Genomic DNA, 21,877 nt, shown 5'->3' with positions numbered 1-21,877 from the left:
AACTTCTCAGACAGCCACCTAACTCTGAAAGTCTTAGCTGTGTAAAACTTGCAATAAAAATCTTCGTATTTCTTTACGATTTTTGCTATTTCTTTATACTTAAAATCTATCTATATTAACTATACCATGATAACTTCAATTAAGTTCTCGATTGTTAGTTATAAACAGGACTTAGGCAAGTGGCATTTTAGTACAGTGCGTCAGAATAAATAATTTGTTAAGAATCAACATATTTTTAATATTTGACACACCATACAAAATAAATTAAATGTAACATTTGTGTAAGTCCTAATAGACAATCTACTCATATTTACCATTAATTATGCCTTTTCCTAGATCAAGCGGTATTTTGTTACATCCAAGTTCATTTCCAAGTCGTTTTGGCATTGGGGATTTAGGTTTAGAAGCTTATCGTTTTATTGATTTTCTCAAAGATAGCTACCAGCAATATTGGCAAGTTTTACCTCTAGGTCCAACTGGTTATGGTAATTCTCCTTATATGTGCTATTCAGCAATGGCGGGAAATTTCTTTTTAATTAGTCCTGAAAAGCTTGTAGATGAAGGTTTGTTGGTTTCGGAAGACTTTGCTAATTTACCAGAATTTCCAGCCGATAAAGCTGATTTTGAGCAAGTCATACCTATTAAAGTAAATCTTCTCAAAAAAGCCAGCGAGAATTTTAAAACTCACGCTACTGATCTGCAAAGAAAAGCATTTCACCATTTTTGTAATACCAAAGGCTATTGGCTCAATAATTATGCTTTATTTATGGCGATCAAAGATGCCCAAAATGGTGCAAGCTGGCACACTTGGGAAGCAAAACTGGCGAAAAGAGAACCCGCAGCATTAGCTCAAATAGAACGAGATTTAGCGCCAGAAATATTTTATTACAAGTTTGTCGAATATGAATTTTTCCGTCAGTGGTCAGAATTGAAGATGTATGCCAATCAAAACGGTATAGAGATTATTGGTGACATCCCTATTTATGTAGCTCATGATAGTGCTGATGTGTGGGCTAATCCCGATAATTTTGCTTTAGATGAAGAAACGGGTACAGCGGCTTTAATGGCAGGTGTGCCACCAGATTATTTTAGTGCTACTGGTCAATTGTGGGGCAATCCTGTCTACAACTGGGAAGAGTTGCAAAAACAGGATTTTAAATGGTGGGTGCAACGTTTTGAGGCCATGCTGGATTATGTAGATATAATTCGGATTGACCATTTCCGAGGATTTGAGGCTTATTGGGCTGTACCCCAAGGTGAAGAAACTGCTATTAATGGTGAATGGATTGAAGCGCCAGGAGTAGCTTTGTTTGAGGTGATTAAACAAAAGTTGGGTAAGTTACCTATATTGGCTGAAGATTTGGGAATTATTACAAAAGAGGTGGAAGCACTGCGAGATCAATTTGAGTTTCCTGGGATGAAGGTATTACATTTTGCTTTTGGTTCTGATCCCGGTAATCCATTTTTACCTTTTAACTACCCACGTAACGCTGTAGTTTATACTGGCACTCATGATAATGACACGACTGTAGGCTGGTTTAATACTACGAATGATTACGAAAAGCAAAATTTGTTGTTGTATTTGGGATCTATCAGTCCTGATGGGATAAACTGGGATTTAATCAGATTAGCTTTGAGTTCCATTGCCAATCAAGCGATTATTCCTTTGCAAGACGTTTTAGGGTTGGGAACTGACGCAAGAATGAACTATCCCGGTAAGGCTGAGGGCAATTGGGACTGGCGCTATCAATCTGGTTGTTTGACTCAAGAATTGAGCGATCGCTTAAAGATTATTACCAAACTTTATGGACGCGCTCCCAGAAATTCCTGATCACAAAATCATGAATCCGTAGAATAAGTAATACTTGCCTTTGATTACTCCCAACTCAATGCTTCTGTAGGGATTGGCTAAACTTAAGTTGGTGTCCAACTATAACACAGGTGTTTGACTGTAGGTATAATTAATCACATCAAAAATTAACAGAAATGTTATGTATTCTGTGGCATCACGAGTGATAAATTTTCTATTTAGTTAGCCCAATCCCTACTAAATCAACACCTTTCACGACCTAATTTTAGCGGCGGCAATCCTGATTTCTTCCGCCTTGCCTGGTTGTCCCATTTGCTTCGGTTGTTGTTGATTAACACTCATAAACACACCACCAGCATTATCTGTTTTCACGGTCAGTTCCTCAGTGGCTTTCCAATTGCGATGAGTTCCTTTTGGCAGAATCCCCTCAAATTCGGTTTTACCGTCAGCAACAACACGAATCCAGGATGATGACTTCAATGTGACACCGATCTCTACTGCTTGAGGTTCTGGAATGCTACTACCAACTTGAATCTCCTCCATATTCTTGGCTTGGAGTTGATTTGTTGTTAAATCAGAGTTCTTTTGCACCTGCTGTCGATCTTGTCTATTATTTGCTTCTAAAGCAGCCTGATTCAGCAACTGAGATAAGCCTTTGACAGAGCAGATAATGACAAAAATGTAAAGCAAGTACAGATGCACAGGACGCAATTGAGTAATAGGTTTAGGTTTCCATCTGTTTTGTAAACTCACAGGTTGAGAACCAATGGGAAAATTACTGGCAAATTCGGCTCCCTTTAGTCCCAAGGCATCAGCAAACTGCCTGATTAAACCCTGAATATAAATTGGTTCTGGTAAATCGTTTAAATCACCCGCTTCAATTGCGTGTAGCAGTCGGCGAGGTATTCTAGTTAATCCGACAATTTCATCTAGGGATAAACCCTGTTGTTCACGCAAAATTCTCAATTTATTACCCAATTGTGCTAATTTTTCCGCCTGTTCTTCCTTTATTGATGGTTTATTAAGCTTTTCATCTTTCTTTTTTAGCCATTTCATGATTTTGATTACACTCCGTAACTCAGCTTAATCTTTAATAGGTATCTGCTTTATCTGCTTTTTTAAAAAAATCATCTCCTCCGGGGTGAGATGACGATAGTCACCCACGCTGAGAAATCCAGCTTTTGGGGTTTGTAATTGAATTGAACCTATGGCCGTGCGATGCAGTTGAATCACTGGATATCCTAACTGTTCAGCGACACGACGAATCTGGCGATTTCTTCCCTCTTGCAAAATAATTTCTAATTTGCTTTGGTGAGCCAAAGATTCAATTAATTGCACTTTAGCTGGTCGTGTCTTTCTTCCTTCCAGAAATACACCTTCACGCCACCTCCCTAGAACTACTTCTGGGGGATGTCCTTTAACGACAATATGATATGTCTTAGCAATATTATGACTAGGATGAGTTAGCGCAAATGTCAAGTCCCCATCATTTGTTAATATTAATGCCCCTGTTGAGTCTGAATCCAAGCGTCCAACTGGGTGAATACCTAAACCATGTCGCAATTTTTGTGGCAATAAATCCAAAACAGTAGGCCTGCCTTGGGGATCATCACAGGTGGAAACAACTCCGGGTGGTTTATGTAGTAACAAATAAATTAAAGACGGACGCTGGCTGTGAGAGACTGTTTGACCATCAATGGAAATTGTGTCTCTTTGGGGATCGACTTTTTGACCTAAATGTGCCAAAATCCCATTTATCTTCACTCGCGATCGCTTAATCATCTCTTCAGCTTCGCGACGTGAGGCAATGCCCCATTGAGAAATTATTTTTTGTATCCGTGCCTCCATGTAAAAATTAATTCTTCCTTTATTACAGTTATCAGTTGTCAATCTATGTGCTGTTAGCTGTTTTTAAATTGAATACCTAAAATTTCATCTTCTCATTTTGTAGTTAATAGTCATAAGTTTTATATTTAAGAATAGGTTAAGCTTCCGGATTTTTTTCAGCAAATATACCAAATCAAGTTGTTAAATGACTCCTAAAAGTTCTCCAGTAACGAATGGTAAGAAAATACGATTTATTACTCAAGCTCTCACCACAGCCATCAAGCTTTGGCTAAGAACACAACTAACTCAAGTATCTCAGATTGAGGTCGAGATTGGCGCAAGCGATCGCCAACTCCTTTCTGGTTGTATTCCATCTGTGTCTATTTTTGCTACTAATGCAGTTTATCAAGGTGTTCATGTTACACGCATTCAAATGCTGGCAGAGAATATACAGATAAACATTGGAGGTATACTTAAGGGTCAGTCCCTACGACTATCACAAATTGTGCCAGTGTTGGCTGAACTGGTAGTGGAAGAACAGCATCTTAATGACTCCCTTACATCCGCATTATTATCAACTGCCTTAAATGATGTACTGGTAAAACTATTACCAGAAGCATGGGAAAAATCCAAGCCTATTTCTTGGCAGGAAATTACACTTGACAATGATCGCTTGATCATATCTGGGGTTTTATCACCCCAAAGTCAACCTAAATTGCTTGAGCTTGCAGCGGGGTTAGAGCTACTCAATGGGCAGGAATTACAACTATCTCAGATTCAAATCAAACAGAACCAAGCCGTAATTTTAGAAAATCCTGCTGGATATAATTTAGACTTGGGATCAGATGTTGAACTCCACGAAATAACTTTCAAATCTAAACAATTAGTATGCCGTGGACGAATTAATGTCAATCCCTAAATTCACTGATTAGTGATAACTTGTCAGTTATCAGTTTCTTTACTGTTAACTTTTCCCTGTCATCTGCTATACCAAAAGCGTTACAAAGTAGTAAACTAAAGGGGCTGTAAAAATATAACTATCAGTCCGGTCTAATATACCACCATGACCTGGTATCAATTGTCCTGAATCTTTCACACCTGCATCTCGCTTCAACATAGATTCAGTCAAGTCACCTAAAAGACTGGCAATACCAATCAACAAACCCAAGGCTAAACCGGTGATTAAGTAATTAGGCAAATTCAGAAAATAAGCCCCTGCTAAAGCTACTATAACGCTGGCTGTGATTCCAAATACGGCACCTTCTACAGTTTTTTTCGGGCTAATATCTGATAAACGAGTTTTACCGAAGAACTTACCAATAATGTAAGCTCCAATATCAGCAGCCCAAATACATAAAAAAGTTAAAATTGTGTATGTTAAACCTTGTGATAAGTTAGCTAAATTACCCTGTGTTAAAATGTCGTTCCAGTTGTCAGGCCAGTAACCACCTAAAGGGATATTACTAATGGCTACGCTGTCGAGATTTCGCAACCTGACCCAATAACTAGGCAAATAACCGACATAAAATAACCCCATAATGGAAGCGGAAATATCAGCAATGGTGGCAAATTGGGGTTGAAATAGCAGGTAAAAACAAATAAGCGTACCAGCTATGGGCATAACAGCATCCGCTAAACTACTATCAAGAGTGCAAATTATTAATAGAGCTTGACTTACAAACATAGTAGTTTTGCCAGCAGGAGATATGCCTCTAGCTCGCACCAAATTAAAATATTCCTGTTGACCTAAAAAGACAACGATCGCAATTGCTATGGTAAAGTACCAGCCCCCTAAGAGGGTTGAAGACAAAGCAAGGGCGATCGCAATAACTCCACTAATAATTCGAGACCAAGGCATAATAGTATTTTGGATTTTAGATTTTGGATTTTGGATTGCATCCAAAACCGAAAACCGAACAGATTTAATCTAGTTTCTCACCACTGAGAATAAAAATGGGATCAGCTGCGACAAAGGTTTGTGAAAAGCCTTTTGTTTCTAAGCGGTTAACAGCAGACTGTACAACTTCGATATTTATGGCTCTTAACTGAGAAAAGCTTTGGGAAATAGCATACAGACTTTCTAGATTAGCAGCTGTAGCGACCACTCGCCCGGATGGTGGTAAATAATGCCACACAGCTTGCAAAATTGCCTGTATAGCTTTTCCTCCTTCAATACAGACGCGCTGTGGAGCCAGTTTAATTTTTTCTAAACACTCTGGGGCGCTACCTTCAATAACTTCCACATTTTTTAACTCAAAGCGATCGCAGTTGCGTTTAATCAGGTTAGCCACTTCTTCATCTCTTTCTACAGCGATTACCCGTCCCTGTGGACACAGCAACCCCACTTCAACAGGAATTGTACCTGTCCCTGCACCAATATCCCATAATACTGAATTTGGTTGCAGTCGTAGTTGGGAAATTAACAATAACCTCAATTCTCGTTGACTCAAAGGGATACCTGGTAAATTCTCAAATAATTCATCGGGAATACCAGGGGTAACGTAAGGCCAAAGTTGGGAAGGCATAAGCAATTAAAAATTAAAAATTAAAAATTAAAAATTAAAATTTCACTTGTCAGATATCATTCTTAGACTAGCGCAGTCAAAGGTGTAAATCAACCTACTTGCAGATTAACCTCAGACTGAGCCATGATTGATTTGTGATCACAACTGGGGTGCAAACTCATAAAAAGTGATAAATTTATGGGAAATATCTTAGCAAATCGTTATGAAGTGCAAAAGCAGTTAGGCAAAAAAGCCGGACGACGCACGCTATTGGCAAAAGACTTAACAACTGAAGAAATGGTAATTGTGAAATTACTTTCCTTTGGTAGTGATTTTCAATGGGATGATCTGAAGTTATTTGAGCGAGAAGCCGAAACTTTAAAATCTTTGTCTCATCCTTGTATACCGCGTTATTTAGACTATTTTGAAATCAACTCTGATGAATTTAAAGGTTTTGCGCTCATTCAAACTTATATACCAGCTAAAACCCTAGAACAATACTTGCAAAGTGGACGCAAGTTTACAGAATCAGAAGTTAAACAAATTGCTAAATCTGTCCTCAAAATTCTCGTTTATCTACATACCCTGAATCCACCTGTAATTCACCGTGATCTTAAGCCTAGTAATATATTATTAGGAGACAGAACAGGTAATACAGTCGGTCAAGTTTATCTGATAGATTTTGGCTCTGTACAAACAGTTTTAGCCACAGAAGGAACAGGAACAAGAACTATTGTAGGGACTTATGGTTATATGCCACAGGAACAATTTGGTGGAAGAACTGTTCCCGCTTCTGATCTTTATAGTTTAGGGGCAACATTAATTTATTTAGTGACTGGTTCTCATCCCGCAGATTTACCAGAAAAAGATTTTCGCATTCAGTTTGAAGAAATTGCTAATTTAAGTGAAAATTTTACTACCTGGTTAAAAATGATGACTGAACCCAGTTTAGTAAAACGTTTAAATTCTACGGATGAAGCATTGAAAGCATTAAAAAAACCTCTTTTACCAACTTCAAAAAATACGAATTTAATTGCTAAAAAACCAACTGATAGTAAAATTAAGCTAATAAAGGATCAAGATTACATAGAAATCATCATTCCCCCTGTGGGCTTAAAACTGTCTACAGTCGGCTTATTTTTTGGGAGTGTAGTTTTAAGTTATGCAACTTGGTTGTATGCGTTGCTGTATATACAAAGTTCAGCATTTGATACCTTAGTATTAATATTTTTATCTGGTTTTTTAATTACCTCATTAACATTAATATATAAATTCATGTTTCGCTTGTTTGGTAAAATCAGATTATTGATCAATCAACGTCAAATTACATTAACACATGAATTGTTTGGGATAAAAATAAAATTTACCAGACCAGCGAAAAAAAAAGATATTTGTTTACTGCAAAGAATCAGAAAAGCAGGTTATAAAGACCTAAAAGTTAATACAGTAGAAATTAAAGCCAAAATTATCATTTGGGCTGGTAAACATAAACAATACATTCTTGGTAATGATAATGAGTTAATATCTGAATCAGAACTTGATTGGCTGGTACATGAATTAAGTGATTGGTTAGATTTACCAATTAGGACTGAATAAATTCTATAATCAATAACAGTGACGCAAGAGGAAAATTATATGTTTGGATTAGGATGGCCGGAAGTAGCGATAATTGCTGTAGTTGCTATTTTGATTTTTGGATCGAAGAAAATTCCTGAATTGGGGGGAGTGTTAGGAAAAAGCTTGAAGAATTTCCAAGAGGGAATTAAAAAGACTGATGAAGATGATAATTCAGAACAATCATAGTTGTCATAATCAGGATGTCCAGGATTTCAGGATTTTTAGGATGAGGATTTTGATAAATCCCTGACTTCCTCATGAAAGAAGAAATCAGGGACATTATCTCATTGATTTTGCTGTAATTCTGTATCAATTAACCTTTGGAATTCCTCCAAGGAATTAACATTGATACTTGATAAAAGCAGCTTTTCTAAAATAGTTATATCCTCAATTTTTTTGAGAGACTCGCTCATCAATTTGGTAACATTATTAAATCTGTTGGACAGAATTTTGATAATATTGTTTTGGCAGGTTTTTCTAGCACCTTTGATTTCACCTTTGGCTTCACCCCGTTCTTCTGCCATTTCTTCAATAGTGCTTAGGAAAGGCATATTTAACTCCTTTTCATGTTGTTCTAATTTCTGGTTGAATTCTGTTTGTAATGGTGGTGGTAAGGTCATCATTTTATCAATGAACTTAACTAAATTGATAATATCAAATCTAGTTAAACCCTTTTGATATAATGGTCTGACTATGTTCCATTTCCATTGTTCTCGTTGCGTTAAGTCTTTAGTCGTGGCTTTGGTTTTCAGATGTGCCATAACTATTAACCTAAGTTGCTAGTTATCTAAGCTTATGTAATTAGTAATTAAATTTACATTTTCATCCTGTAAATCCTTTAATCCTGGACATCCTGATTCTGACAATCAAATCCTTTAATCATGGACATCCTGATTCTGACAATCAATTTATTTAATAATTTATTGATAACTCAAAAAAAAACCGACGACCAGACGAACTAATAACACAAAGAAAAATCATTAGTAGGGACAATTCATGAATTATCCCTACCTGACATTAAAGTAGGGTATTAACCACGGAAGAAGGTGCTACCCCATTTTGGGAATCGTTGATAGTAGTAGTTGTGTTTTGTGGCTGTATTTCTTCCTGTACACCCCGCACCTTAATTAACTTAATAGCCCTGTTAACGCTTTCTGGTAAAATTACCACCAGACTGCCATCGGGAGCCATATCTAAGGCTTTGTTAATGGCTTGGGTTTCATCCAGAATTGATTCAAAGCGGGAGTTAGGCTTAACTTGGGTAATGCCTTGAACAATCAAATCTGAAGCCGAACCGCGCAATCTTCCTCTAGTGTCATCATCTTCTTTGACAATGATGTAGTCAAAGATATCTGCTGATAATTTACCCAGAGTAACAAAATCTTCGTCACGGCGATCGCCAGGGCCACCAATTACACCAATGCGTTGTCCAGTTGTCCAGTTGCGGACAAAAGAACCCAAAGCTTCATAACTGGCAGGATTATGGGCATAGTCTACCAAAGCATGGTATTTACCCAAATTGAACAGATTCATTCGTCCTGGCGTTTGACTAACTGAAGCGCGGAAAGTCCTTAAACCAGCGCGAATTTGCTCAATAGTCACATTCTGCACAAAAGCTGCCAAACTTGCGGCTAAAGCATTGGCAATCATAAATGGTGCTTTTCCGCCCATTGTCAAGGGAATATTTTCTGCTCTTTCTATGCGGTGTGTCCAATCACCTTTGACAATTGACAGATAGCCATTTTCATAAACTGCTGCCACGCCTCCTTTTTGGATATGCTTACGCACCAAATCCGAATCCGGGTTCATAGTGAAGTAGGCAATATTCGCTTTTGTCTTTTCTGCCATCGCCGCAACGCGGTGATCATCGGCATTAAGAACCGCATAGCCATCAGGGAATACAGCTTCTGCGACTACACTTTTGAGATTAGCTAATTGTTCAATGGTATCAATATCGCCGATGCCTAAATGATCTGCGGCAACATTTAACACCACACCCACATTAGCAGATTCAAAACCTAAGCCAGAACGGAGAATACCGCCACGAGCCGATTCTAATACCGCTACTTCTACAGTTGGGTCTTGGAGGATGACATGGGCGCTTTGGGGACCTGTGTTGTCTCCAGCTTCAACTAAGTAATCCCCGATATACGTGCCATCTGTAGTGGTATAACCTACAACTTTTTTTGTTTGCTTATAAATATGTGCTAACAGACGAGTTGTAGTAGTTTTGCCGTTGGTGCCTGTGACGGTGAGGATAGGAATTCGGCTAGGCTTTTCGTTGGGAAACAGCATATCCATCACTGCACCAGCAACGTTGCGGGGGATGCCCTGACTGGGGGCAACGTGCATCCGAAAACCAGGGGCAGCATTCACTTCCACAATGACACCATCCACATCTCTGAGAGGACGGCTAATATCTGTGGTGACAATATCTAAGCCGGCAATATCCAAGCCGATAATTCTCACTACCCGTTGTGCTAACCAAACATTTTCTGGGTGAATTTCATCGGTGCGGTCTACAGCACTACCACCCGTACTTAAATTGGCTGTTGCCCGTAAATAACAAAGAGTTCCCTTGGGAGGTACGCTATTGAGGGTATAACCTTGCCGTTCTAGTAGCTGATAGCTGGTACGGTCTAGTTCAATTTTAGTGAGGACGTTATCGTGTCCTTCGCCGCGATTGGGGTCTTGGTTGGTTTCGGTAATCAGTTCAGCAATGGAGGATCTGCCATCACCAATTACGTGTGCCGGTACTCGTTCCGCTACGGCGACAACTTTACCATCTACCACTAATACCCGGTGGTCACGACCGACATAATAGCGTTCCACAATAATTGAACGGGAAACTTGTCTGGCTGCTTCATAAGCCGCCTCAGCTTCATCCCAACTTCTGATATCAATGGTGATACCACGGCCATGATTACCATCTAAAGGCTTGATGACTATGGGATAACCACCAACATACTCAATGGATTCTTCTAAGTCATCCAAGAAGTTAATTACCGTACCTCTAGGTACAGGCACACCATTAGCCGCGAGAATGCGTTTTGTAGCTTCTTTGTCACAAGCTAATTCTACGCCGAGAATGCCTGTGTTATCGGTCATGGTTGCCTGCATTCGCTTCTGGTTGACCCCGTAGCCTAGCTGAATCAGAAAGCGTGCGGCTAGAGGCATCCAGGGAATACCTCTTTTTTCTGCTTCTTTGATGATCGCTTCTGTAGAAGGACCCAAGGAAGCTTCACGGCTAAAGTCTTTCAGGTCTTGGATATCTTGCTCTAGTTCTGCCTTGGGATAACGGCCCCGATCAACAATACTTTGACATAGCCGTACTGCTGCACGTCCTGCATAACGTCCCGCTTCCTCATTTATGTACTCAATCACTACCTGGTAAACTCCAGGTGTGGCAGTCTCACGGGTGCGGCCAAAACCTACGTGCATTCCAGCTAATTCCTGGAGTTCTAAGGCCACGTGTTCTACGATATGGCCCATCATAGTGCCTTCTCGTACCCGCATCAAAAAACCACCACGACAGCCAGGAGAGCAATAATGACCCTCCAGACTTGGCAGTGCCTCAACTAATCCTTCATAAAAGCCAGGGATTTCATTTGAGGGCGTTTCCGCAAGGTTTTCTAGATCAAGGCGCATGACGATCAGCTTATGGCGTCGAATGCTCCAGTAGTTTGGGCCGCGTAAGGTCTGGATCTTGAGGATTCTCATGGGAATAGGTAGATGGAGATTCGGAACCAAAATTCTAGTTTCTTACTGGAATTGACCGCTAAACTGTTTGTTATGAACAGTTTTTTCTTTTCAGATAGTATTTAGTCCAATATTTTGGGCAGTAAGAAATCAAGTGCGGTCAAATCAGTGTAACCTCAGATACTCTATCCCGTCAGCTGGAGATCCGATGCACAGCGGGTAAAACAGTACGTTGGTAAAGATGGAAACGATCTCCGTAACTGAGGATATGTAGGCGTAAATTATGCACTGTCAATGGTTCATTGGCACTAACATGGGGTTCGTTAGTATGAGTCAGTTCTGTGGGGTCAACAATGGTAACACTGCCTTTACCCATAACTTGTAACCAACCATCGCGTTCAAACACAGCACAAGTATCTTCATCAATGCCAATGCCTAGACGGTCAGGATGTGCTGCGATCGCACTTACAAGTCTCCCCATGCGATTCCGGTTATGGAAATGTTGATCCACTATGACTTCAGGAATAAATCCTAAACCCGTTGCCATATCGACTAGGGAACGATTTGGTGTTTCACCACTCCCACCACCGGCTATCATGTGATGTCCCATTACCGCTGCACCTGCACTAGTTCCTGCCAGTGTTAGTTGTCCTGCTCTTACCCGCTGCCGGATAATATCCATTGCGGCTGTGTCAGAGAGAACTCCACAGAGACGTAATTGGTCTCCTCCTGTTAAAAAGACACCAGTACAGGCTTCTAGAGATGCTTTAATTTGAGAATTGTCGCATTGTTCACGTTCGCGAATGTCTAAAATCTCAACTTTTTGGGCACCCATTTCTTCAAAAATGCGAATATACCGACCACCGATGATGGCAGGTTCGCGGGAGGCGGATGGAATAATTGTAATATACGCCTTACTAGCACCAGCACGAGCAACAAAAGTCCGCAGGATTTCGCGTCCGTGAACTTTGTCTTCTGCGCCTCCGATAACTAGAACGGCGGTTTTGGTTGCTTGGGGTGTCCTCATTTCCAGCGATTTAGCTTTTAATTGCTGCATTGTGTTTCTGCTGCTCCATAAAACTTATACAATGCTGATAGCGCAGCGTGGCGCAAGCCATACATTGCTGTTTATTTCCCGCTTCCACCAGAGCCACGGAGAGGGTTTCTTGTCCACGGGCGTAAATTCCGCCAGAGCCTGGCGTACAAATTTAGGGGTTGCATTCAACAGGTTATTAGCTCCTGTCAACAACTTCAGGTAAATTTAACAAGGTTTAATAGCCTGTTGATTTTCGCCCTTTGCTTTTTTGAGAGGACACTTTTCGGAGATTGGCTCGGCACAAGCCGTTCCAATTTTTTCGTTAACCCACACGATGCCTCCTGGAAGTTGTTAACTTGGGTTGGATTATTAATTTAAATTTAGTTGTGACAATATTTAAACATAAATTAAGTAATTAGAAAAATTAGAAAAATTTTTGAACGCACCAAAAACCCAAGAGTTTTGGTAATTTTAGATACTGTTGATCAAGGGGAAGAAGAGGGTGTAGGGTGTAAGGTGTAGGGTGTCAGGGGAGAAACTAATTAAAAATTAAAAATTAACACTCTTCTGCCTTTTACCTCTTAGCTTTTTTGGCAACTGACGTTAACCAGAAATTTACGTTAAATGTTCCAATCTCAGATTAGTGTCATTGAATACGAATTACTGTGCGTTTTGATATAGTTACGCTTTTTCCTGACTGTTTTAGCTCGGTTCTCGGTTCTGGACTGTTAAGCAAAGCTCTAGCCAAACAGATTGCTCAGGTAAATTTGGTTAACCCCAGGGACTTTACCACGGATAAACATCGTAAGGTCGATGATGAACCTTACGGTGGTGGTGTGGGGATGCTGATGAAGCCTGAACCAATTTTTGCTGCTGTGGAGTCGCTACCATCGTTACCCCGGCGAGATGTGATTTTAATGAGTCCCCAAGGTCAAACTATCAATCAACCCCTGTTGCGGGATTTGTCCACGAATTACGACCAATTGGTGGTGATTTGTGGTCACTATGAAGGGGTAGATGATAGGGTGCTGAATTTGGTAACTCGTGAGGTATCTTTGGGTGATTTCATTTTGACTGGTGGAGAAATTCCCGCTATGGCTTTACTGAATGGGGTAGTACGTTTACTACCAGGGACGGTGGGTAAGGAGGAATCTCTCAAAGCAGAAAGTTTTGAAGAGGGATTGTTAGATTTTCCTCAGTACACTCGTCCCGCTAATTTTCGGGGGTGGAAAGTACCGGATGTGTTATTGAGTGGAAACCATGCGGAAATTGCTAGGTGGCGTTTCCAACAACAACTTGAACGCACCGCTTCCCGTCGTCCCGATTTGCTGGAAAAATGGCAACAAGAGAGGGAACAGGGAACAGGTGACAGGTGACAGGGGGAAAATCACCAGTCACCAACTATCAACTATCAACTATCAACTGACTATGAACATCAGAATCGGTAACGGGTACGATATTCACAGATTGGTGAGCGATCGCAATTTAATTTTAGGCGGTGTTCACATTCCTCATGAACTGGGTTTATTGGGACACAGTGATGCTGATGTCCTCACCCACGCCATCATGGACGCTATGTTAGGAGCATTATCTTTAGGCGATATTGGTCATTATTTTCCACCAACCGATCCCCAATGGAAAGGGGCTGATAGTCTTGTATTATTGAAACAAGTACATCAGTTAATTCTTGATCAAGGTTGGAAAATAGGAAATATTGATTCTGTCGTAGTTGCAGAACGTCCTAAATTAAAACCCCATATTTCTAAAATGCGGGAGAAATTAGCAGCAGTTTTAGAATTAGAACCCAATCAAGTTGGAGTCAAAGCTACTACTAATGAAAAATTGGGACCAACTGGCAGAGAAGAGGGTATTTGTGCTTATGCTGTAGTTTTGTTAGTGACTGGTGATTAGTTAAATTATTTACTGAATTAGAGGAAACAATGATATGGATATCAAATTTTCTGATAATATTCCACAATATCTCCCTGACATTGTGTTTAAGAACAGGCATGAAAATGTTGTTTTATTAGTTGAAATAAAAGCTGAAAAACTTGAAACTATTTTCAGGCAAAATGCTATTTCTCAATTGAAAACATATTCACAGAATGTCAATCAAGATATTCCTTTCGGTATGTTTGTTGATTTGGAGGAAATTAATATTTTCTCATTGACTCAAGAGCAAAATATCAAAGATTCAGTATCTTTGAAAACAAATGATATACTCAGCACTTACGATCCGGAATTTAGTCAAAAAAGAATATTTCATTTTCATCTAGAAACTCTTGTTCAATCTTGGCTCAGAGATTTAGCATATCATTGGAATTCAGATAGCCCACCAGCATATAATGAAGTAGCCAAAATTGGCTTGTTGTCATTAATGGAAGGCGAAGAACATACTTACAGAATCAGAAATTAAATAATATAATTTACACTTACGTACTTTTTATTAGGAAAATCTAGGTGCTAATACTATACATTGAGACTAATATTATCATGGCTGTTGCCAAAGGAAGAGACTTAGAAGCAGAAAAACTGCTTCGTAATCCTCCTCCATCAATTAACATAGCTATACCTTCTATTTGTTATATTGAAGCCATTAATACATACAGGAAGGATAAGGAATATCAATTAAAATTTCAAGCAGAAATGGATAAACAGATTAACGAATCAATACGTGATCAAAAATCTGTTCACGCTAAATCTTTTTCTCGGCATTTACAAAAAGCATCTATTGAAAACACACTATTATTAAATGATATCCAAAACCGTTTCTCTGAAATCATAAATTTACTACTGGAAAATGCTGAAACAATAAATTTCCAGAATAATATAATTCAGGAAATTGGCTCACAAGTTTTCCTAGAGAAAGAAACTTTATTAATCAAAAATGATCTGATGGACAACTTGATTTTACAAAGTATTCTTGATCATGCAAATCAGCATCCTAGCGAGCAAAAAGTCTTCATAAGTGGTAACACTAAGGACTTTGGGAAACAGAATGAGAATGTGACACAAATTTTAAATAGAGCAGGTATACAATACTTTAGCAATACCAAGCATTTTCTGGGTTGGTTAGAGTCTCAATCATTATAATTTAATTATTTTAGGTCAATAAATTATGGCATTTATTAAAAACATTCTCAACCACACAAAACGCTTTTTATTAATCATCACTATCTTCTCCTTTACAACATTATCAATTACAGGTTGTAATCCCAGAAATTTCAAAAGTAATGCCAGTCAAGAAGTACCGCAATTAGTAACTAGTATTCTCAGCGATCCCAAAACCTTTAACTATGCACTTAGTTCCGAATCTCCTAATATTTTCGGTTATACTTATGAGGGATTACTCAATCAAAATCCACTCACTGGTGAACTAGAACCAAATTTAGCTGAATCCTGGGAAGTTTCTGATGATAAATTAAAAATAACATTCACTTTAAAGGATAATTTAAAATGGTCAGATGGTCAACCATTAACAGTAGATGATGTCGTCTTTACCTATAACAATATTTATCTAAATGAAGACATACCCACTGATGTTAGAGATATTTTGAGAATTGGTAAAGAGCGCAAATTACCATCTGTGAAAAAAGTTGATAATAGAAGGGTAGAATTTAGCGTACCCGAACCTTTTAGACCATTCTTACAAAGTGCTGGTGCTGCTATTTTACCTGCTCATGTATTAAGAGAATCAGTAAAAACAAAAGATCAAGATGGTAAACCGAAATTTCTGACAATGTGGGGTGTGGATACACCACCTGAGCAAATTATTGTTAATGGGCCTTATAAACTAGAACGTTATGATACCAGTCAACGGATAATTTTTCGGCGTAATCCCTATTATTGGCGTAAAGACGCTCAAGGTAAACCCCAACCTTATATTGAAAGGATTGTTTGGCAAATTGTCGAATCAACAGATACTTCTTTGTTACAATTTCGTTCTGGTGGTTTAGATGCTGTGGGGGTAGCACCAGACTATTTTTCTTTATTAAAGGTACAAGAAAAACAAGGTAATTTCCAAATTTATAATGGAGGTCCATCTACAAGTACAAGTTTTGTAGTTTTTAATTTGAATCAAGGGTCAAGAAATGGTAAACCACTGATAGACCCCATTAAATCACGTTGGTTTAATAATGTAGATTTTCGCCAAGCTGTGGCTTATGCAATTGATAGACAAACCATGATTAATAATACATTTCGTGGTTTGGGTAAACCGCAAGATTCACCCATTTCTGTACAGAGTCCCTATTACCTTTCTCCAGAAGCAGGACTAAAAGTTTATAACTATAATCCCGAAAAAGCTAAGGAATTATTACTCAAAGCTGGGTTTAAATACAATGATCAAAATCAGTTAGAAGATGATCAAGGAAACCGTGTTAGGTTTGCTTTACTTACCAATGCTGGTAATAAGATTCGTGAAGCAATGGGTTCACAAATTAAACAGGACTTGAGTAAAATTGGTATCCAAGTTGATTTTACTCCTTTAGCGTGGAATACTTTTATAGATAAGCTATCTAACACTTTAGATTGGGAAGCTTCTTTACTCGGTTTAACTGGTGGATTAGAACCAAATGATGGGGCTAATGTGTGGTCTCCTGAAGGGGGGCTACATATGTTTAATCAAAAACCCCAACCTGGACAAAAGCCAATAGAAGGCTGGAAAGTTGCACCTTGGGAAGCGAAGATTCATGAACTTTATATTCAAGGCGCACAGGAATTTGATGAAGCAAAAGTGAAAGAAATTTATGCTGAAAGTCAACAATTAACCCAGGAAAATTTACCATTTATTTATTTAGTAAATTCCTATTCTCTTTCCGCAGTCCGCAACCGTTTTCAAGGAATTAAATTTTCTGCTTTGGGTGGTCCTTTCTGGAATATTCATGAAATTAAAATTACAAAGTAGGTGACAGGTGATAGGTGACAGGTGACAGTAAGAAGGGAATAGTCCGCATTTCACCAATTAAGCTTTACCAAAATATCAATCCAAAATCCAAAATCTAAAGTCCAAAATCCAAAATCCAAAATCTAAAATCTAAAATTGAATGTCTCAACCTGAAGCTTTGCGATCGCTCCTGGAAGCGGTTGCTAATGGTAAAATTACCCCAGATATAGCCTTAAACTCACTCAAAGACTTATCTTATGAATCTGTAGGTGAGTTTGCCAAAATAGATAACCATCGTCAATTAAGAACCGGTTTCCCAGAAGTGATTTGGGGACAAGGTAAAACTATTGATCAAATTGTACAAATCATGACAGTGATGCGTCAGCGTAATTCGGTAGTTATGGCTACCCGAATTGAACCATCAGTTTACGCTGAACTGCAAAAAAAAGTTAGAGGTCTACAATACTACGAATTTGCACGCATTTGTGCCATAGCACCCCCAGAAATTGAAATCAAATTCCCTGGACAAATCGGTATTCTCTCTGCGGGTACGGCTGATTTACCTGTAGCGGAAGAAGCCGCAGTTACAGCAGAACTTTCCGGTTTTCGTGTCCACCGTCTTTGGGATGTAGGTGTAGCCGGAATTCACCGTTTACTTAGTAACCGGCACTTACTAGAGTCATCATCCGTGTTAATTGTTGTTGCAGGGATGGAAGGAGCTTTACCTAGTGTGGTAGCAGGTTTAGTAGATTGTCCCGTGATTGCTGTTCCTACCAGCATCGGTTATGGTGCAAGTTTTTCTGGTTTAGCTCCTTTATTGACAATGCTTAACTCTTGTGCCGCTGGTGTAGGTGTAGTTAATATAGATAACGGCTTTGGTGCAGCAATTTTAGCAGGACAAATTTTGCGGACTTCAGAAAAGTTACGCTTGGCATCTCAAAGTTAATCAGCTAATAAAGTAAATACTGTGTATAATTACGGTTATTTGATCTGAGATTAGTTACTATCATTTTTGGGAATTCTATATCAACTCTTTGGGCATAAAATTATGGAACATTTGAATGATACGGTATTTTCCCTCTTAGGCAACCTGCACTTCCATCTCAGTTTTCCCATTAGTGACCATACTCATTTTTTCCTAGTTGGTGATTACACTAACGTTAAAGATGCGGATCTTTTAGGTCAAATGCAACGTACTTGGAATAATTTTGTCAAAACAGGTCAAATTTGGGCGATGTTGATTGGTATGATTGTTGGCTATCTTCTCAAGGGTTTAACCAGTTACGGTTAAATAGATTTTAGATTTTAGATTTTGGATTGATATTGATTCAAAATCTGAAATCTTAAGTTGATTTATTACTCTTCCTTCTAATTTATGACCGAAAAACAAACTTGGAGCCAGCGGTTTGAATCTGCACTACATCCAGCGATCGCACGTTTTAATGCTAGTATAAGTTTTGACATTGAACTCATAGAGTATGATATCACTGGTTCTCAAGCTCATGCTCAAATGTTGGCTCATACAGGGATTATTTCCCCAGAAGAAGGAAAGCAATTAGTTACAGGTTTAGAGCAAATTCGGCAAGAATACCAACAAGGCAAATTTCAGCCTGGTATTGATGCTGAAGACGTACATTTTGCCGTTGAAAAGCGACTTACAGAAATTGTTGGTGATGTCGGGAAAAAGCTACATACCGCCCGTTCTCGTAATGACCAAGTAGGAACTGATACTAGACTCTACTTACGCGACCAAATCCAGCAAATTCGCCAGCATTTACGGGAATTTCAAAGCGTCTTACTTGACATAGCTGAAAAAAACATTGAAACCCTGATTCCTGGCTATACCCACCTGCAACGCGCCCAGCCTCTCAGTTTAGCGCACCACCTCCTGGCATACTTTCAGATGGCACAACGAGACTTGGAACGCTTAGGAGACGTTTCTCAACGAGTGAATATTTCTCCCTTGGGTTGTGGTGCGTTAGCGGGAACAACTTTTCCCATTGACCGGCATTACACCGCCAAATTATTGCATTTTGATCAAATTTATGCTAATAGCTTGGATGGAGTGAGCGATCGCGACTTTGCCATCGAATTTCTGTGTGCAGCCAGCATTATCATGGTTCATCTCAGCCGACTCTCAGAAGAAGTCATTCTCTGGTCATCAGAAGAATTCCGCTTTGTCACCCTCAAAGATAGCTGTGCCACAGGTTCTAGCATCATGCCCCAAAAGAAAAATCCCGACGTGCCAGAATTAGTACGAGGGAAAACCGGGCGTGTTTTTGGTCATCTCCAAGCAATGTTAGTCATTATGAAAGGGCTACCCCTGGCATATAACAAAGACCTACAAGAAGACAAAGAAGGCATATTTGACAGCGTCAATACAGTCAAAGCCTGTCTAGAAGCCATGACCATTTTGTTGAGAGAAGGCTTAGAATTTCGTCCCCAGCGACTAGCACAAGCAGTCACAGAAGACTTTTCTAACGCTACCGATGTCGCAGACTATTTAGCAGCACGAGGAGTACCCTTCCGCGAAGCTTACAACCTTGTAGGTAAAGTAGTAAAAACCAGCATAGCCGCAGGTAAACTACTCAAAGACTTAACCATAGAAGAATGGCAACAAATACACCCAGCATTTGCAGCCGATATTTATGAAGCCATATCCCCCCGTCAAGTAGTTGCAGCCCGCAACAGTCACGGTGGTACTGGTTTTGCACAAGTTCGCCAAGCTCTTCTTGCAGCCCGTACTCAAGTCAGTGCTGAATTATAGCAACCGCTAATGTAGTCAGGACATCAAATAAGAGGGCTTTCTTCCTGACTCCTGACTCAAAAATAAATAAAGGCGTACAAATACTAGATAGATGTACGCCCAAATATACAAAATTAATATAGCAGTTGTCAGGGTAATTAGGGCAAGCTCAAATTCCCAACTCTTGATTATCTAAGGTTTATCAAAAGCTGAATGCTGACTGCTACACAAGAGTAAATATTTAAACAGTCAAATTATTCAGCAGCGTCCATTGCTGCTGCGCCTGTTCCTTCATCTTCTTCACTCTTCGGTGGTCTTTGTTGGAACCTTCTTTGCATTCTTCCTGTCGTAGTCCGTTTACGAAACTTTCTGGCATAAGCCTGGTTCCGTAGCGCCTTTTCTTTTTTCGGGTTGCGGCGCTTGGCCATATTCACCTCATGAATAAACAACAAAAAATCCACATCTAGGCATTTCTCGGTAATATCAGCTACCGATTTTATTAATATAGTTCCAAAAAGCATAGATATTCATTTATCTCATGCCTTAAGTTAATCGGATATAACCGATGGGGCTAACTAAAAAACCCAATCCCTAAAGTATAAAGCTGTCGGGATTACTTTGCGCCTAGTGCAGTAAACATTAACACTTTAAACAGCATACTATTATAGCGTACTCACATAGTTGCTGTCAAGCTATATTGGCATTCATTTATGTTTATAGCTACAGTAAATAATTTTTCATAACCAGAACCCCGAATTCTTTTAAAATTTGGGGATCTGAAGCCAGCACTCATGTAGAAGTTCAAAACTTGGTAATTTAAACACTGCGCTTTTTAGCAATTCAACCGGAATGTAGTTAACAACCCTAGTATTGATTATTGCTGTGAATCAAGCTCATAGTGTTTAAAATCGGGGAATACTTAAAAAGTATGAGTTATCAATTTTATTCCCAGTGGGAAGGAAAACACAAGCCAGGAATTAGGGATTTATAGATCCTTTTTGATGTCTGAATATACGTCTAATCAATTTTTACTGGTTAATGATTTATAGTTAAATAGTATAATTGATGTATTATACGTATGTTCGCTAAAATAAAAGCTCTAATCCCACTATATCTATATCCAACAAAACTCAATTTATATTTTACTAATTGAGTTTATATCAGTGGTGGGAAATTACCAACTACACCAAAAAATTTAGATATTGAATACTATTAATTTTCTTATGCCAGTGATTCAGCCCATACGCAGTTTATGGCACTTTGGACAAACGGTTTTGGGTATTATCTTTCGCCATCCCATTACTGGTACTAGTGTGATTCCAATTTTACCTGATGGTCGAATTGTGTTAATTCGTCGGAAAGATGATGGTTGCTGGTCTTTACCTGGTGGTATGGTTGACTGGGGAGAAGATATTCCTCATGCAGTGCGTCGAGAGTTGATGGAAGAAACCGGACTGGATGTGTTAAAAATTCGGCGTTTGGTGGGAGTTTATTCTTCACCAGACCGTGATCCGAGAATCCATTCTATTTGTGTTGTTGTTGAGGCTGAAGTCCAAGGAGAAATGAAGGTTCAAGATAATTTAGAAGTAATGGAAATTAAGGCTTTTAATCCTAGTTCTTTACCTCAACCACAGATGTCTCATGACCATGCTCGACAGTTGCAAGATTATTTGCATGGTTTAACGACTTTGGCATGATCAACCAAATTGCTAGTTATATAGTTTAGCCTGGTAATTGGTGATAAAATACGGTG

Annotated in this window: 21 protein-coding genes; 13 read left to right on the top strand and 8 right to left on the bottom strand. The window is 39.1% G+C overall.

Translation table 11 applies throughout. From position 1 onward, the window contains the following. Window positions 1–322: 322 nt before the first annotated feature. Entirely contained in the window at window positions 323–1,831 is a 1,509-nt protein-coding gene (malQ, locus tag ACLLO5_RS16735; protein WP_413171625.1) for a 4-alpha-glucanotransferase, read from the top strand. A 231-nt stretch (window positions 1,832–2,062) separates the two neighbouring features. Here malQ and ACLLO5_RS16730 read toward each other — a convergent pair whose 3' ends face one another. Next, entirely contained in the window at window positions 2,063–2,866 is an 804-nt protein-coding gene (locus ACLLO5_RS16730; RefSeq protein ID WP_413171624.1) for a helix-turn-helix domain-containing protein, read from the bottom strand. 27 nt (window positions 2,867–2,893) lie between these two features. Beyond that, the gene (locus tag ACLLO5_RS16725; RefSeq protein ID WP_413171623.1) at window positions 2,894–3,658 is read right to left on the bottom strand and encodes a pseudouridine synthase; all 765 of its coding nucleotides are present in this window, start codon (window positions 3,656–3,658) and stop codon (window positions 2,894–2,896) included. A 184-nt stretch (window positions 3,659–3,842) separates the two neighbouring features. Here ACLLO5_RS16725 and ACLLO5_RS16720 point away from each other — a divergent pair, with 184 nt between their 5' ends. Further along, window positions 3,843–4,556 (top strand): DUF2993 domain-containing protein, encoded by a 714-nt coding sequence (locus ACLLO5_RS16720; RefSeq protein WP_413171622.1) that lies wholly within the window; start codon window positions 3,843–3,845, stop codon window positions 4,554–4,556. A gap of 66 nt (window positions 4,557–4,622) precedes the next feature. On the opposite strand, the gene ACLLO5_RS16715 is transcribed toward ACLLO5_RS16720, so the two are convergent. Together ACLLO5_RS16715 and cbiT are read right to left on the bottom strand one after the other, a co-directional pair. Beyond that, window positions 4,623–5,495 carry a phosphatidate cytidylyltransferase gene (locus tag ACLLO5_RS16715; RefSeq protein ID WP_413171621.1) on the bottom strand — a complete coding sequence of 291 codons (873 nt, stop codon included), beginning with the start codon at window positions 5,493–5,495 and terminating at the stop codon, window positions 4,623–4,625. A gap of 64 nt (window positions 5,496–5,559) precedes the next feature. Further along, window positions 5,560–6,162: a precorrin-6Y C5,15-methyltransferase subunit CbiT gene (gene cbiT, locus ACLLO5_RS16710; protein WP_413171620.1), complete on the bottom strand. Its 603-nt coding sequence runs from the start codon at window positions 6,160–6,162 to the stop codon at window positions 5,560–5,562. A 177-nt stretch (window positions 6,163–6,339) separates the two neighbouring features. Here cbiT and ACLLO5_RS16705 point away from each other — a divergent pair, with 177 nt between their 5' ends. Together ACLLO5_RS16705 and tatA are read left to right on the top strand one after the other, a co-directional pair. Beyond that, window positions 6,340–7,737, top strand: coding sequence for a serine/threonine protein kinase (locus ACLLO5_RS16705; RefSeq protein ID WP_413171619.1), 1,398 nt, complete (start codon window positions 6,340–6,342; stop codon window positions 7,735–7,737). A 39-nt stretch (window positions 7,738–7,776) separates the two neighbouring features. Further along, entirely contained in the window at window positions 7,777–7,944 is a 168-nt protein-coding gene (gene tatA, locus ACLLO5_RS16700; protein WP_413171618.1) for a twin-arginine translocase TatA/TatE family subunit, read from the top strand. A 98-nt stretch (window positions 7,945–8,042) separates the two neighbouring features. Here tatA and ACLLO5_RS16695 read toward each other — a convergent pair whose 3' ends face one another. From ACLLO5_RS16695 to ACLLO5_RS16685, 3 genes are all read right to left on the bottom strand, one after another. Continuing rightward, the gene (locus ACLLO5_RS16695) at window positions 8,043–8,519 is read right to left on the bottom strand and encodes a hypothetical protein (protein ID WP_413171617.1); all 477 of its coding nucleotides are present in this window, start codon (window positions 8,517–8,519) and stop codon (window positions 8,043–8,045) included. A 256-nt stretch (window positions 8,520–8,775) separates the two neighbouring features. Next, window positions 8,776–11,478 carry a cyanophycin synthetase gene (gene cphA / locus ACLLO5_RS16690; RefSeq protein WP_413176114.1) on the bottom strand — a complete coding sequence of 901 codons (2,703 nt, stop codon included), beginning with the start codon at window positions 11,476–11,478 and terminating at the stop codon, window positions 8,776–8,778. 172 nt (window positions 11,479–11,650) lie between these two features. After that, the gene (locus ACLLO5_RS16685; RefSeq protein WP_413171616.1) at window positions 11,651–12,514 is read right to left on the bottom strand and encodes a cyanophycinase; all 864 of its coding nucleotides are present in this window, start codon (window positions 12,512–12,514) and stop codon (window positions 11,651–11,653) included. Between the two features lie 644 nt (window positions 12,515–13,158). Here ACLLO5_RS16685 and trmD point away from each other — a divergent pair. From trmD to argH, 8 genes are all read left to right on the top strand, one after another. Next, window positions 13,159–13,869, top strand: a complete 711-nt coding sequence (trmD, locus tag ACLLO5_RS16680; RefSeq protein ID WP_413171615.1) for a tRNA (guanosine(37)-N1)-methyltransferase TrmD — start codon at window positions 13,159–13,161, stop codon at window positions 13,867–13,869. Window positions 13,870–13,921: 52 nt separating this feature from the next. After that, a complete protein-coding gene (gene ispF / locus ACLLO5_RS16675) occupies window positions 13,922–14,404 on the top strand; it encodes a 2-C-methyl-D-erythritol 2,4-cyclodiphosphate synthase (protein ID WP_413176113.1) in 483 nt (160 codons plus the stop codon). A gap of 34 nt (window positions 14,405–14,438) precedes the next feature. After that, the gene (locus ACLLO5_RS16670) at window positions 14,439–14,909 is read left to right on the top strand and encodes a type I restriction enzyme HsdR N-terminal domain-containing protein (RefSeq protein WP_413171614.1); all 471 of its coding nucleotides are present in this window, start codon (window positions 14,439–14,441) and stop codon (window positions 14,907–14,909) included. 44 nt (window positions 14,910–14,953) lie between these two features. Further along, window positions 14,954–15,586 carry a PIN domain-containing protein gene (locus ACLLO5_RS16665; RefSeq protein WP_413171613.1) on the top strand — a complete coding sequence of 211 codons (633 nt, stop codon included), beginning with the start codon at window positions 14,954–14,956 and terminating at the stop codon, window positions 15,584–15,586. A gap of 25 nt (window positions 15,587–15,611) precedes the next feature. Next, window positions 15,612–17,399 (top strand): ABC transporter substrate-binding protein, encoded by a 1,788-nt coding sequence (locus tag ACLLO5_RS16660; protein WP_413171612.1) that lies wholly within the window; start codon window positions 15,612–15,614, stop codon window positions 17,397–17,399. A 139-nt stretch (window positions 17,400–17,538) separates the two neighbouring features. Continuing rightward, a complete protein-coding gene (gene larB, locus ACLLO5_RS16655; RefSeq protein WP_413171611.1) occupies window positions 17,539–18,324 on the top strand; it encodes a nickel pincer cofactor biosynthesis protein LarB in 786 nt (261 codons plus the stop codon). A gap of 102 nt (window positions 18,325–18,426) precedes the next feature. Further along, window positions 18,427–18,669 (top strand): hypothetical protein, encoded by a 243-nt coding sequence (locus ACLLO5_RS16650; RefSeq protein ID WP_413171610.1) that lies wholly within the window; start codon window positions 18,427–18,429, stop codon window positions 18,667–18,669. Window positions 18,670–18,753: 84 nt separating this feature from the next. Then, the gene (gene argH, locus ACLLO5_RS16645; protein WP_413171609.1) at window positions 18,754–20,145 is read left to right on the top strand and encodes an argininosuccinate lyase; all 1,392 of its coding nucleotides are present in this window, start codon (window positions 18,754–18,756) and stop codon (window positions 20,143–20,145) included. 233 nt (window positions 20,146–20,378) lie between these two features. Here argH and ACLLO5_RS16640 read toward each other — a convergent pair whose 3' ends face one another. Continuing rightward, on the bottom strand, window positions 20,379–20,645 hold the full coding sequence (locus ACLLO5_RS16640) for a hypothetical protein (protein WP_413176214.1): 267 nt from the start codon (window positions 20,643–20,645) through the stop codon (window positions 20,379–20,381). Window positions 20,646–21,347: 702 nt separating this feature from the next. Here ACLLO5_RS16640 and ACLLO5_RS16635 point away from each other — a divergent pair. Next, window positions 21,348–21,821: an NUDIX hydrolase gene (locus tag ACLLO5_RS16635; protein WP_413171608.1), complete on the top strand. Its 474-nt coding sequence runs from the start codon at window positions 21,348–21,350 to the stop codon at window positions 21,819–21,821. The last annotated feature ends 56 nt before the right edge of the window (window positions 21,822–21,877 follow it).

Source organism: Anabaena azotica SJ-1, assembly GCF_047275885.1.
GTDB classification, from domain to species: domain Bacteria; phylum Cyanobacteriota; class Cyanobacteriia; order Cyanobacteriales; family Nostocaceae; genus Trichormus_B; species Trichormus_B azotica_A.
The sequence above is the reverse complement of the archived record's forward strand: the minus strand, read 5'-3'. Positions and strand labels throughout refer to the sequence as shown.

Coding starts and splice junctions, on each gene's coding strand:
- malQ (WP_413171625.1), top strand. CDS start 323: ATGCCTTTTCCTAGATCAAGCGGTATTTTGTTACATCCAAGTTCATTT.
- ACLLO5_RS16730 (WP_413171624.1), bottom strand. CDS start 2,866: ATGAAATGGCTAAAAAAGAAAGATGAAAAGCTTAATAAACCATCAATA.
- ACLLO5_RS16725 (WP_413171623.1), bottom strand. CDS start 3,658: ATGGAGGCACGGATACAAAAAATAATTTCTCAATGGGGCATTGCCTCA.
- ACLLO5_RS16720 (WP_413171622.1), top strand. CDS start 3,843: ATGACTCCTAAAAGTTCTCCAGTAACGAATGGTAAGAAAATACGATTT.
- ACLLO5_RS16715 (WP_413171621.1), bottom strand. CDS start 5,495: ATGCCTTGGTCTCGAATTATTAGTGGAGTTATTGCGATCGCCCTTGCT.
- cbiT (WP_413171620.1), bottom strand. CDS start 6,162: ATGCCTTCCCAACTTTGGCCTTACGTTACCCCTGGTATTCCCGATGAA.
- ACLLO5_RS16705 (WP_413171619.1), top strand. CDS start 6,340: ATGGGAAATATCTTAGCAAATCGTTATGAAGTGCAAAAGCAGTTAGGC.
- tatA (WP_413171618.1), top strand. CDS start 7,777: ATGTTTGGATTAGGATGGCCGGAAGTAGCGATAATTGCTGTAGTTGCT.
- ACLLO5_RS16695 (WP_413171617.1), bottom strand. CDS start 8,519: ATGGCACATCTGAAAACCAAAGCCACGACTAAAGACTTAACGCAACGA.
- cphA (WP_413176114.1), bottom strand. CDS start 11,478: ATGAGAATCCTCAAGATCCAGACCTTACGCGGCCCAAACTACTGGAGC.
- ACLLO5_RS16685 (WP_413171616.1), bottom strand. CDS start 12,514: ATGCAGCAATTAAAAGCTAAATCGCTGGAAATGAGGACACCCCAAGCA.
- ispF (WP_413176113.1), top strand. CDS start 13,922: ATGAACATCAGAATCGGTAACGGGTACGATATTCACAGATTGGTGAGC.
- ACLLO5_RS16670 (WP_413171614.1), top strand. CDS start 14,439: ATGGATATCAAATTTTCTGATAATATTCCACAATATCTCCCTGACATT.
- ACLLO5_RS16660 (WP_413171612.1), top strand. CDS start 15,612: ATGGCATTTATTAAAAACATTCTCAACCACACAAAACGCTTTTTATTA.
- larB (WP_413171611.1), top strand. CDS start 17,539: ATGTCTCAACCTGAAGCTTTGCGATCGCTCCTGGAAGCGGTTGCTAAT.
- ACLLO5_RS16650 (WP_413171610.1), top strand. CDS start 18,427: ATGGAACATTTGAATGATACGGTATTTTCCCTCTTAGGCAACCTGCAC.
- argH (WP_413171609.1), top strand. CDS start 18,754: ATGACCGAAAAACAAACTTGGAGCCAGCGGTTTGAATCTGCACTACAT.
- ACLLO5_RS16640 (WP_413176214.1), bottom strand. CDS start 20,645: ATGCTTTTTGGAACTATATTAATAAAATCGGTAGCTGATATTACCGAG.
- ACLLO5_RS16635 (WP_413171608.1), top strand. CDS start 21,348: ATGCCAGTGATTCAGCCCATACGCAGTTTATGGCACTTTGGACAAACG.